Origin of the sequence: Trinickia terrae, from assembly GCF_005144415.1 — a bacterium.
Lineage (GTDB): Bacteria > Pseudomonadota > Gammaproteobacteria > Burkholderiales > Burkholderiaceae > Trinickia_A > Trinickia_A terrae.
The window spans coordinates 16,189-28,439 of the sequence record NZ_SWJE01000027.1; the positions used below are offsets into that span (position 1 = coordinate 16,189).

The window sequence follows — 12,251 nt, forward strand, 5'->3', positions numbered from 1 at the left end:
CCGATGAAACCGCTGCTGCGCGCTGTGCTGGTCGTCTACACGCTGCTCTATCTGATCGTCGGCCTGGTGTACCTGGCCACGCCGTGGACGGCGCTGCACCGCGCACTGCAACTGGCCATCATCGAGCCGGCAATCGCCGGGCAGTTGCTGGGCCTCGTGCTGTTCGGGTTCGCGTCGCTGTCGTTTCAAGGCGTGATCAACGGGGCGATGACGGTGGGCATTGCCCGGACCGTCGGGCATGTGACGTGGCTCGCGGGCGTGTTGATTCTCGTGTGGCTGATCGCGCTCAGCATGTCGCTGTCGCCGGGGTATGGCGCGCTCTTCAACGCGCTGGGCGGCGCGGCGCTGCTGATCATCGGCTTGGGCGGCGTGCGTCTCTCGCGCGTGGTGCGGCGCAACGAAAAGGCGGCGGACAGCGCGTACGCGTCGCAGCTTGCCGCACCCTCGCGCGCCGAGGCGGCGCGCGAGGCCGAAGAACCTGCGCTGCGCACCGAGTCCGAGCCCGCCGCTCGGGCAGCCGAGCCGCCTGCTCAGCCGGCCGAACCCGCAGTGCGCTACCGGGTCGACAACCCGGCGACGGGCACGCCCGCGCCGCAGCCGCCGTTGAGCCCGAGCGAAAAGGCCGCGCGCGACGAAGCGCGCGATGCCGCCGCCGATTTGCCGGGCAGTCCGCGGCCGCCGTTTCATGGATGACGCGCGAGCGCCTTCGCCGCCAGTTCATATCGACGATATCGCCTGCCTGTTCGACATTCCAACGGCATCGTGCAAGAGGCCCGCGAAAGCACGATCGCGCTGTTCGAACCTGGCTTCTTCTGCAGCGCGTGATGCGCTGCTTTTTGTATCCGTTCACTACTACTTTCGTCCGCTGCCATGCATGACAAGATCCTGATCCTCGACTTCGGTTCGCAAGTCACCCAACTGATCGCGCGCCGCATCCGCGAGGCGCACGTCTACTCCGAGATCCATCCGTACGACGTCGACGACGCGTTCATCCGCGAGTTCGCACCGGCGGGCGTGATTCTGTCGGGCGGTCCGAACTCCGTCACCGAAACCGATACGCCGCGTGCGCCTCAGGCCGTGTTCGAGCTCGGCGTGCCGGTGCTCGGCATTTGCTACGGCATGCAGACGATGGCCGAGCAGCTCGGCGGCAAGGTCGACGGCGGTCATGTGCGCGAGTTCGGCTACGCCGAAGTGCGCGCGCGCAACCATACGAGCTTCCTGGAAGGCATCGAGGATTTCCGCACGCCCGAAGGCCACGGCATGCTGAAGGTCTGGATGAGCCACGGCGACAAGGTGACGGAAATGCCGGAGGGCTTCAGCCTGATGGCGTCGACGGAGTCCTGCCCGATCGCCGCGATGGCCGACGAGTCGCGCCATTGGTACGGCATCCAATGGCACCCGGAAGTCACGCACACGCTGCAGGGCCGAGCGATGCTCGAGCGCTTTGTGCTGAAGATCTGCGGCGCGAAGGCCGATTGGGAGATGGGTCACTACATCGACGAAGCCGTCGCGAAGATTCGCGAGCAAGTCGGCGACGAGCATGTGATTCTGGGGCTGTCGGGCGGCGTCGATTCGTCGGTGGCCGCGGCGCTGCTGCATCGCGCGATCGGCGATCAGCTGACTTGCGTGTTCGTCGATCATGGCCTCTTGCGCCTGAACGAGGCCGAGCAGGTGATGGCGACGTTCGCCGATCACCTCGGCGTCAAGGTGATTCACGTCGACGCGAGCGAAGCGTTCTTGTCGAAGCTCGCGGGCGTCACCGACCCGGAGCAGAAGCGCAAGATCATCGGCGCGGAGTTCGTCGAAGTGTTCCAGACCGAGGCCGGCAAGCTGACCGACGCGAAGTGGCTCGCGCAGGGCACGATCTACCCGGACGTGATCGAATCGGCAGGGAAGGGCAAGAAGGCGGCGCATACGATCAAGAGCCATCACAACGTCGGCGGCTTGCCCGAGACGCTCAATCTGAAGCTGCTCGAGCCGCTGCGAGAGTTGTTCAAGGACGAAGTGCGCGAGCTGGGCGTGAAGCTCGGGCTGCCGCATGAGATGGTCTATCGCCATCCGTTCCCGGGTCCGGGTCTGGGCGTGCGGATTCTCGGCGAAGTCCGGCTCGATTTCGCGGACCTGCTGCGCCGCGCGGACGCGATCTTCATCGAGACGCTGCGCAACACCGTCGACAAGGAAACCGGCAAGACGTGGTACGACTTGACGAGCCAGGCGTTCGCGGTGTTCTTGCCAGTGAAGAGTGTCGGAGTGATGGGCGATGGGCGGACGTACGAGTATGTGGTCGCGTTGCGCGCCGTGCAGACGCTCGACTTCATGACCGCGCATTGGGCGCATCTGCCGCATGAGTTGCTGGGGCGCGTGTCGAACCGGATCATCAATGAAGTGCGGGGGATCAACCGGGTCGTCTATGACATTTCGGGGAAGCCGCCGGCGACGATCGAGTGGGAGTGATTTAGACTGCTCTCAAGTCGTTCCGGGAGGTCCGGTTTTTCCTTTAAAAAACATGGGGTTATTGTCTGGCGTGTTCTGCTGTGATCCGGGCAATGCCTGGAGGAAATGTCGGTATCGGCGACGGTACCGACATTTCCTCCTCGGATGGCCTTGTCCGATGCCGTCAAGTCAGTCTGACGGTATCGGTTGACGGTAGAGCTTCCCTGTACGACTACCGGGTGAACGGTCGCCGGGAAACCCTGGTTATCGGCCGGTACGATCCATCACTTTCCGCACGAAAGCCACGCAAGCCAGACGAGCTCGGATTCGGAATGGCTGTCAACCTCCCGGAAGCCCGGCTTCTACGCGACCAAGCCTACGGAGCAATCCAACGCGGAGAAAGTCCTTCACGTGCGAAAGTCGAGAAGCGGGTCGAGGCGATCGGGGCGCTGACGTTTGCTAAATGGGCGGAGAAATACTTTGTGGGGACTGCTCTTGCCGACTCCACACGAAATATAAGATGGCGCAGGAGTGGACGGACTATCGCGACGGTCTTGCGGATCAGGTGCAGGCCGCCAGGTGGTTTTGCTGGCCTCGCTCTCTAACGAGTTCGCGGTGGAAAGGTAGTACATGTGCTATCGACCAATCCTCTGGATCGCCACAGATGCGAGAAGCTCCGACGCGCTTTCGGGGCACGCGGCGCCGGCGTCCTCGCAATGCCCGAGGGCAATCTGAAGACCGACACAGCGCCGGTCACCCTGTCCGCTTACGAATTACAGGTGCTCGGCGAGGAACGTCAGCGAGCGGCCGTGCGCGAGCGTGGCCGCTCGCTGGTTGTATGACGTGCGGTCCGTACAGCTGAATCCGTGCTCTGCGCCGGGATAGAGGTGAAACGACGCGTTATGGTGGCTCGCGAACGCGCTCTTCACAACCTCGACTGCAGATAAGGGGATGGCGTGATCGTTCTCCGCGTAGTGGAACAGGATCGGCTCGGTGATCTTGCTCGCGGCATCGAGATTGCCCTGGATTCCGCCGCCGTAATATGCTATGGCCGCATCGACCTTCCCGGTCGACGCAACCAGATATGAAAGAAGGCCGCCCATGCAAAAGCCGACCGCGGCGACCTTGCCCGAGACTTCCGGAAGCGTGCGTAGCAGGTCTGCCGTGGCTGCGATGTCGGCGACCGCGAGGTCGATGTTGGTCTTTTGTGCCAAGTCGACAGCTGTTTGGAGGTCGGTGCCTTCATAGGTCAACTCGACACGCGGCTTAGTCCGCCAAAATACATCGGGTGCGAGCGCGACGTAGCCGGCGGCAGCGTACTGATCGCAGACTGCGCGGATTTGCCCGTTCACGCCGAAGATTTCTTGAATGATGATGACGGCAGGCCCGCTGCCGCGCCTGGGCAGCGAAAGGTAGCCGCCGAAGCTGTCGCTGCCCGACGGGATGTCGATCCATTGAGTAGTCACATTGAATTCCTGATGAGCGAGTCGATAAAAGAACTCAGGATGTCTCAATCAGTCCCCATCAGGTAGGCCCAACGAATGACTTTCACAAATACGGTTCTTGAATAAATGATTCGGCAAGTCCGAATAGTTTAGACAGTTATCCTTAACTATCGATGCGTTCCGCGCCGCTACTGGCGGTTCGCAAATCCCGAAACTCGGCCGCCATGTAATCCGAGAATGCGCGGGCGGACGGCTTCGCGGCTCGGCCCGCCGGAAGCACGACATTGATGTCTGCCGATCCCATCTCCCAATCGGGCAGCACGCGCACCAATCGGCCTGTTTGCAGATCGTTTGTCACGCTGAGGTCTCCTGTCGAAAGAATGCCGAGCCCGGCGACAGCCGCCGCAACGGCTGCGTCCGTGCCGTTCAGGATAAATCGTCCCTCGACGCGCACAGAGCGGGTCATTCCGTCACGCCGAAACGCCCATCCTTCCATGACTCGGCCGGCAGGGCTGATGATGGTCGCGTGGTCCGCAAGATCGCGCGGGACCGACGGGGTTCCGGCCTTGGCCAAGTAAGAGGGCGCTGCAACGACGACACGGCGCACCGTTCCGATTTTGCGAGCAATGGCTGTGGAATCACTAAGAACGCCAATGCGGACAGCGACGTCGACCGATTCGCCGACAAGATCTTGCCGATCATCATTGAGGACGAATTCCATGCGCAGACCGGCGTGCTGATCGGTGAAACGCGCTAGACGCGGCAGGACACCACGTATTGCGAAGCCGGAGGATGTGGCGACGCGCAGTAGGCCGCGCAGCTCACCGGTTCCGCGAGCGGCGTGATCGGCCTCTTCTAGAGCAGCCAGGATGGACTCGATCCGAGACAGATAGTCGGAGCCTGCCTCGGTGAGTGTCACGGCTCGAGTTGTTCGAACAAAGAGCGCGACGCCGACTTGCTTTTCGAGGGTGGCCACGATCCGTGACGCCGTAGGCTGCGAAATGCCCATCTCGCGCCCAGCAACGGAAAAACTCCCGTTCCTCGCGACGCGGGCGAACAGTTGCAACGAGAAGAACCTGTCATTCATTCGGAAATCGCATTTAACAAAGTTGTTTTTTTAGACTACCGCGAATTCCTGAATAAGCCAATCATTCCATGAAGTTACCCGCGAAACGCCGAACACGAATGAAGAATCCGGCGTGCTTACCATTCCGGCCATCGTCGCCGGGCTGTGGATATCAGCCATCGGCCGGCATGTCTGGACCCTGACCCGCGCGCTGCGCTCACGCTCGCGATCAACCGGCATGATCTGCGTCGCCGTCATGACCTGCGCGCCGTTCGAGCTACAGCCTGATCCGGTGAGAGCCTCGAAGAAGCGAAACCATTTTTCCGGAATATCAGCCGTGACCCAATCTAATCAAGCGGTTCTCTTCGCTCCCTACGCGCTCGGCGAACTTCAACTCAAAAACCGTGTGGTGATGGCGTCTATGACGCGCGGCCGCGCGCGCAATGCCGAACTCGCGCCCACGGAACTTCATGTCGAATACTATCGCCAGCGGGCGGCGGCTGGCCTCATCTTCACAGAAGGCACCTGGATCAGCCCGCGAGCAATCGGATTCATCAACGCTCCCGGCCTCTTTACCGAACGTCAGATCGAGGGCTGGCGGGCCGTCACCTCTGCCGTGCATTCCGAAGGCGGGACAATTTTCGCGCAGCTTGCTCATTCCGGGGCGATCTCGCATCCCGACTTTTTCGACGGCGAGCTACCCGTTGCCCCGTCCGCAGTTAACCCCGGCCTGAAAGCATTCACAGCTGGAGGGTTCAAGGACACGGTGACGCCGCGTGCCATGTCGCTTGAAGAAATCGGCTCGACCATCGCCGACTATGGGGCAGCTGCGAAGAATGCCCGGGAGGCCGGCTTCGATGGAGTGGAGCTGCACGCGGCAGTCGCCTATCTCCTGCCGGAATTCCTCAACAGCACGCTGAATATCCGCGAAGACGCTTATGGCGGCAGCGCAGAGAACCGAACTCGGATCGTCCTGGAGGTTCTCGACGCGCTCATCGCGGTCTGGGGACCGGGGCGCGTCGGCATCAAGATCAGCCCGGCGCTGGCAATGGGTGGCTTCGGACTGACCGACAAGACGATCGAAACCTACGACTATCTTGTTGACCGTCTCAACGAACTTCCGCTCTCTCACCTTCAGGTCGGCAGAACGCTGGACGATTTGGCGGGCACGCCCATCGCCGCCTTGCAGGACACGATCGGCTACTACCGCGCCCGCTTCAACGGCACCTTGATCGCGAACTTCGGCTTTGATGGCGCCTCCGCCAATGCGGCGATCGAAGACAAGCAGGCCGATCTGGTTTCCTTTGCCAAGCCGTTCATCGGCAATCCCGATCTCGTGCGACGCCTTCGCGAGGGCCTGCCGCTCGCATCCTCATCCGCGGAGACTTACTTCCAAGGTGGACCGCAGGGATATGTCGACTACCCCGCCGCTCCCTGAGGCGACAACCGGCAAACGCGGACGTATCGGAAGTCAATCCGGCCGCTTTCTATCAAGGCGGCCATGAACGCACCACAACCTATAGCGCAGCGGCGAGCTAGTCTGCAAATCGGAAAGGAGATAGCTATGGAAATGAGAACGCTTGGTAAAAATGGTCCTCGTGTTTCCGCGATGGGCCTCGGCTGCATGCGGATGTCGAGTTTTGCGGGCCCGAAAACAAGCACCGATGAGGAGGGTATCGCTACCATTCAAGCTGCCTTGGACTCAGGAATCAATTTCTTGAACACGGGCGACTTTTACGGAATGGGACACAATGAGCTTCTCGTCGGTAAAGCGATTAAAGGTCGGAGAGACCAAGCGCTTATTAGCGTGAAATTTGGCGCTCTTCGTTCTCCCTCCGGGCAAATGTTGGGCATTGATGTTCGGCCAAACGCTGTGAAGAACTTCGCGGCATATTCGCTTCAGCGACTCGGCGTAGATGTCATCGACATTTACCAGCCTGCTCGCATCGACCCGAACGTGCCGATTGAGGAAACGGTTGGGGCTATCGCCGATCTTATCAAGGAAGGAAAAGTTCGATACCTGGGTTTGTCCGAAGCAGGCGTTGAAAATATTCGGCGGGCTCACAAGGTGCATCCCGTGACCGCTCTTGAAATCGAGTATTCCCTTGGAACACGTTTCATCGAGGACGCAATCCTACCTACCGTAAGGGAGCTTGGCATCGGGCTGGTGGCTTATGGGGTGGTCGGTCAAGGGCTTCTTACTGGTTCAGTTACAAACGACATCCCAGCAAACGACTTTCGTCGCCAGTTTCCAAAATTCGACCAGGAGAACCTTCCGAAGAACCTCGAGAAGGTTTCGCTCCTTGAGCGCATGGCACATGACAAAAACTGTACGACGACACAATTGGCAATAGCGTGGGTGATGTCGAGAGGTGAGGACATCGTGCCGCTGGTCGGAATGAGTCGTCCCGAACGTGTGGCAGAAAATCTAAGGGCTTGCGACGTGACGCTTACCAAAGAGGATCTCGACGATCTCGATCGGACCTTTGCACTGGGAGCAATCACAGGGGACCGCTACCCCGCTCAATTCAAACACCTGGCGGCCGAATAGAAAGGGTGCTCAGTATCTTCCTCCCTAAAGATGTCGGTCCACGAGGTCCTGCGTTTTCCGTCTCCGACGTAAGGCGTCGGCCCAATGGAACATTGGCGTCGCAACCTACAACTCATGTATTAGAGGCGATATGACGGAGATCTCGATCTCGACTCCGCACCACCAGCTCAAAAGCTATCTGGCCACGCCGCAAGGCGAAGGACCATGGCCTGGCGTCATCGTGTTTCACGATATCTTCGGCCTGACCGACGTGACGCGTGACCACGCCGATTGGCTGGCCAAGGAAGGATATCTTGCGCTGGCGCCGGACCTGTTCTCCTGGGGCAGCCGCCTCCGTTGCATCCGTAGCCTGATGATGGATCTGTCTGCAGGCAAGGGAGCGGCGTTCGACGATGTCGACGCTATGCGGCAGTGGTTGGAAGGTCGCCAGGATTGCACTGGAAAGACCGGGGTCATTGGCTTCTGCGCGACCGGCAAGTTTGCGATTCTTCTGGCGGCTGGCCACGGCTTTTCGGTTAGCGCCCCGAACTATGGCCCGCTTCCGAACGACATCGATGCGATCATGGGCGGCGCCTGTCCGGTGGTCGCGAGCTACGGTGGCGGCGACTGGACGCTGAAAGGCGCGGCGGCGCGACTGAAAGGCGCACTCGAGCGGAACGGGATCGAGCATGACGTCAAGGAATACCCGGACGCAGGGCATTCCTTCCTCGACAATCACAAAGGCTTGATCGGGGTGCTCGGCGTTGTCATCGGGGCGACTTACAAAGACCAGGCCGCGGCTGACGCGCGAGACCGTATTCGAGCGTTCTTCGCGCGCCATCTCGCCTAGCACTACGTTGTGTGTTGCTGGAGATAACCATCATGAAGCCGTTTTGCATCGCAGCGGCCCTCGTTTTACTCAACGCGGGCTGTGCCTCAACATGGTCGCCCGCGACTAATCAGACCGGTGGGCTAAGTCCGGCCGATAGGGACATCTTCGTTCTGCACACCACCGACGATGCGACGCTCGGCGACTCGTCAAAACTATCGAGGCTCACTGTCGGTGTTGGCTATCCCGATACGCAATTGATTTTGCCGTGGTTCCTCAATGACACGATCAACTTTGTAAACTATCGCTAGTTGTTCAGCGTGTCGCGTGTCCCGGGTCTCGGTGTCCTAGTCAGGGCCGGCACCAGCTGTTGCAGACGGTTTCAGCAGGGAAATCAGGATTTCCTTTGCGAGTCGCGCGGCCTCCATCGGCAACGGCGTGCGAGGCCGCTTGACGGGCGTGATCATTGAGAGGGTAACTTCGATTTGCGGCGAGACAATCCTTTGCCAATGCAGCGAGGGATGGTCACCGGGCCGAAGAGAATTGAGCGGCATCACCGTGTAGCCTATTCCACGCTCGACAAGTTCTATGATCGAGCGTACCGAGTCTATCTCGAGTGCCGTTGTCAACATGATGCCCAGCCGTGCAGCTTCAAACTCCAGCAGCGACCGGGTCGCAGTGGAAGCGTGCGGCATAATCAATGGGATTCGCGCAAGCTCGCTCAGCGTGACCTCACTCGTCGAAGTGCCTATCGGATTTAAGCCAATCAAGTAAAGGTTATCCGTGGCGATGGGTTCTATGACAAGGTTAGGTGATGCAGCAGGATTGACGAGGATTGAAAAGTCGAGACCTCCTACCAGCACCTGTTCATACAACGATCGCGAATAGCCCTCGACGAGACTCAACGATGCTTTGGGAAATCGTTCGACAAAGCGTTCGACGAACGACGGTATCAAAGTTCGCCCAACGCTCGGCGTAAAGCCTGCGACCACCTGTCCCTCATAGGCGGATGTACCTTCTTCCTTTAGCGCTATCAGTGCGGTGTCGGCAGCGTGAAGGACGCCGCGAGCGTGATCGAGAAACCGTCGGCCCGCCGGCGTCAGAATGACGCCGCGCCCGTTCCTCGAGAAGAGAGATGTCTTGAGTTCAACCTCGAGAGCTCGGACATGTCTGCTGAGGGTGGGTTGCGCAATCTCCAAAACGTCAGACGCCTTGCCGACGCTGCCCAATTCCGCGATGCGAACGAAATAGCGAAGCTGCTTGATGTCCATGATGGGTAAAAGGTCCGATTCTTGTAATCGATATGCTCGCGACCATGAGGATAGTGCGTCGGCAATCGGCACGCCAACCCAGGATTCAATCATACAAGAAGCCGCTTTTGCCGGTTGCGCCCCGAGGCCGCCGGCAAAATGCGAGGCCCGCAGCGGAGCGGCACTCCGCTACTTGAAGGATCCGCGCCGGCGTCGCGCGGATCCTTTTCGTTCAGAACGTGGACGTGCCGTCGATACCGCTCGAACGGTCGCCTGCGGGTTCGCTGGGAACATCGGGGCTGGTTTTGACGACAAACGCGATGACAGCGGATCCGCACACAAGTAGTACCGCCATGATGTACAAGCCGATATCGAATCTCCCGGTCGTCGTCTTCACCCACCCGATGATGAAGGGGCTCAGAAATCCTCCGATTTGACCGACAGAGTTGATCAACGCGATCCCGCCGGGGGCCGAAGATCGCGGAAGCAACGTCATCGGAACAGAAAATAGAATCGGCATCGCGCTAAAGACCGATATCGTTGCGATGGTCAACGAAAGAAGGGTGAGCGGAAGACTGGACCACACGAATGAAAGCGAACCGAGGGCAACGGCGCCCGCCAACGCGCAACCCGTGGCATGCCAGCGGCGCTCCAGTGTGCGGTCGGAATGACGGGAGAGGAGCAGCATCCCCACTGCACCAAGACCGTACGGAATGATGGACCATAGGCCGATTGCCGATGCTGAGCCGACGCCTGCATGCCGAAGCATCAGCGGAAGCCAGAACGAAATGACATACGTACCGCAGATGATCGTGAACCAGCCGAATGCGATTGCGTAGACATTGGGGTCGCGAAATGCGCCGCCAACACCGCCTCGCCCCCGGCGATTCCCACCGGACGCTCCGGCGATCACGATCCGTCGCTCGCCGTCCGAAAGCCACCGAGCCTGATCCGGTCCATCCGGCAGGCTCCGAAGGCATACCAGCCCCAGCAGCACGGACGGTATCCCTTCAATTAGAAAGAGCCATTGCCAGCCGCGCAGCCCTTGAATGCCGGAAACCGTGTCGAGGATGAAGCCGGAAATGGGTGCGCCGAAAAGCCCGGCGATAATACTGCCGCTCAGGAAGAGCGCGGTCACCCTGGCGAGTCTTTGTTTCGGATACCAGAGCGTTAAATAGAAGACGACGCCGGGTGTCAATCCCGCTTCGAATATTCCCAGCAGGACGCGCAAAGCGTAGAACATGCCGGGTGTGCGGACGAACATCATGCAACTTGACGTCACTCCCCAGCAGATCATGATTCGGGCGAGCGTGCGCCGCGCTCCCACTCGCTGCAAAAGCAAATTGCTCGGTATCTCGAAGGCGAGGTAGCTCGCGAAAAAGATACCTGCGCCCAATCCGTAAACGGCGTCGGTGAATCCCAAATCCGACTTCATTTGCAAGGCGGCGAAACCGATGTTGATGCGATCGAGATACGCAAATATGTAGCCAAGAAGGACCAACGGAAAGATTCGCCATCCGATGCGCGAATAGACTTGCGTTTCATCACTTGATGGCGCGTGCGCGATGGTCGGCGCTGAGCTGTTTGCCATGAATGTCTCCATATTTACGGCAATTGAGGATAGCTCGGGCTTTACTTTTCGACTTCGATAGCCGTTGTTTCCCTTTTGAGCGGTGCGTCCGTGGACGGCTTCATGTAGTCAGCGTGTCTTGCGTCCGGCAATAGCTTCTTCCCGCAATTCGGCCCAACGGACGCAGTACGTCGTGATTCACCCTGTGCCCCTCGCGAACGCCTTGTGCGCAGTGAACCAGGACGACTTCACCGACGAGCAGCGTTGTGCGCGAATCCGGCGCGCCGAATTCGTGATGCTCGTGCAAACGGCATTCAAATTGGAGGGGCGACTCGCTGATTCTTCGGGGAAGGACCGTAACAGACGGCAGCGTGCTGAATCCGACCTCGTCGACCTCGCTGACCGTCGACGGATATTCGAGCGCGCATCGCTGCACCTGGTCTGCCATTTCGTCCGATACCACGTTGATGACGAACTGGCCGGAACGCAGCACGTTGTGCACCGTGTCCTTGTACCCTCGGGGAAGGGTCTGGGCGACGATGCCCAGTAGTGGAGGCGTGACACTGAGGATCACGAACTGACTGAACGGGGCGGCGTTCAGAACGCCTTCGTCATTCTGTGACGTGACAAGCGCGATGGGTCGAGGGACGACGGAGCCGGTGAGAAATTTGTAGCGGCTCTCGTGGGTGAAATCGAGGAGGTCGACCGTTTCGTAGGATGAATGGACCATAAGACTCTGAAGAGCTGAGTTAGGTTGAATCGCTTCCACCATTGGCGGTAGCTGACATCCTAGGCAGTGAGGCCGATCCCAACAAGAACAGAACTTTTCTATCTGTTATGTCTTTTTTTGACCGCTCTTACGGGCGAGGTTGCGCCGGCTGCAGCAGCGACGCATCGATATTCCGCGGATTTCATGTGCCCCACCGTGCAGTGACTCTCATCGCACATGCATATCAGAAAGAAAGCTTTCGTTCTTGTTCCGCTACAACGGTAGGCATAACGTTCGAGACGAAAGCGTTGGCCGCCACTGGCTTGATTGCCGGCCTTTGATAGGACGGCCCGCGCCTTTATCGGATCGTGCTCAATCATCGCGTGTGCTAGCCGGACTGTTTCCAGGCACACGTCAGC

At 59.6% G+C, this 12,251-nt stretch carries 11 protein-coding genes; 6 read left to right on the forward strand and 5 right to left on the reverse strand.

Features of this window, described 5'->3' with window-relative positions; genetic code table 11:
* The first annotated feature begins 3 nt into the window (after nucleotides 1-3).
* Both FAZ69_RS31615 and guaA read left to right on the forward strand, forming a co-directional pair.
* Nucleotides 4-693, forward strand: coding sequence for a hypothetical protein (locus FAZ69_RS31615; protein ID WP_136899182.1), 690 nt, complete (start codon nucleotides 4-6; stop codon nucleotides 691-693).
* A gap of 177 nt (nucleotides 694-870) precedes the next feature.
* Entirely contained in the window at nucleotides 871-2,454 is a 1,584-nt protein-coding gene (gene guaA, locus FAZ69_RS31620) for a glutamine-hydrolyzing GMP synthase (protein WP_136899184.1), read from the forward strand.
* Nucleotides 2,455-3,206: 752 nt separating this feature from the next.
* Here the strand turns inward: guaA and FAZ69_RS31630 are convergent.
* Together FAZ69_RS31630 and FAZ69_RS31635 are read right to left on the reverse strand one after the other, a co-directional pair.
* A complete protein-coding gene (locus FAZ69_RS31630) occupies nucleotides 3,207-3,899 on the reverse strand; it encodes a dienelactone hydrolase family protein (RefSeq protein WP_136899186.1) in 693 nt (230 codons plus the stop codon).
* Between the two features lie 142 nt (nucleotides 3,900-4,041).
* Nucleotides 4,042-4,965 carry a LysR family transcriptional regulator gene (locus FAZ69_RS31635; protein ID WP_136899188.1) on the reverse strand — a complete coding sequence of 308 codons (924 nt, stop codon included), beginning with the start codon at nucleotides 4,963-4,965 and terminating at the stop codon, nucleotides 4,042-4,044.
* 112 nt (nucleotides 4,966-5,077) lie between these two features.
* Between FAZ69_RS31635 and FAZ69_RS31640 the strand changes: the two genes are divergently transcribed.
* The 4 genes from FAZ69_RS31640 (at nucleotide 5,078) to FAZ69_RS31655 (ending at nucleotide 8,614) form a co-directional block, all read left to right on the forward strand.
* On the forward strand, nucleotides 5,078-6,382 hold the full coding sequence (locus FAZ69_RS31640; protein ID WP_206171252.1) for an alkene reductase: 1,305 nt from the start codon (nucleotides 5,078-5,080) through the stop codon (nucleotides 6,380-6,382).
* A gap of 126 nt (nucleotides 6,383-6,508) precedes the next feature.
* On the forward strand, nucleotides 6,509-7,495 hold the full coding sequence (locus FAZ69_RS31645; RefSeq protein WP_136899190.1) for an aldo/keto reductase: 987 nt from the start codon (nucleotides 6,509-6,511) through the stop codon (nucleotides 7,493-7,495).
* A 130-nt stretch (nucleotides 7,496-7,625) separates the two neighbouring features.
* Nucleotides 7,626-8,324: a dienelactone hydrolase family protein gene (locus FAZ69_RS31650; protein WP_136899192.1), complete on the forward strand. Its 699-nt coding sequence runs from the start codon at nucleotides 7,626-7,628 to the stop codon at nucleotides 8,322-8,324.
* 32 nt (nucleotides 8,325-8,356) lie between these two features.
* Nucleotides 8,357-8,614: a hypothetical protein gene (locus FAZ69_RS31655; RefSeq protein WP_136899194.1), complete on the forward strand. Its 258-nt coding sequence runs from the start codon at nucleotides 8,357-8,359 to the stop codon at nucleotides 8,612-8,614.
* Between the two features lie 36 nt (nucleotides 8,615-8,650).
* Here FAZ69_RS31655 and FAZ69_RS31660 read toward each other — a convergent pair whose 3' ends face one another.
* From FAZ69_RS31660 to FAZ69_RS31670, 3 genes are all read right to left on the reverse strand, one after another.
* The gene (locus tag FAZ69_RS31660) at nucleotides 8,651-9,574 is read right to left on the reverse strand and encodes a LysR family transcriptional regulator (protein ID WP_169708835.1); all 924 of its coding nucleotides are present in this window, start codon (nucleotides 9,572-9,574) and stop codon (nucleotides 8,651-8,653) included.
* A 211-nt stretch (nucleotides 9,575-9,785) separates the two neighbouring features.
* Entirely contained in the window at nucleotides 9,786-11,144 is a 1,359-nt protein-coding gene (locus FAZ69_RS31665) for an MFS transporter (RefSeq protein WP_136899198.1), read from the reverse strand.
* A gap of 100 nt (nucleotides 11,145-11,244) precedes the next feature.
* Nucleotides 11,245-11,895: a flavin reductase family protein gene (locus FAZ69_RS31670; protein ID WP_240702549.1), complete on the reverse strand. Its 651-nt coding sequence runs from the start codon at nucleotides 11,893-11,895 to the stop codon at nucleotides 11,245-11,247.
* Nucleotides 11,896-12,251 lie beyond the last annotated feature (356 nt).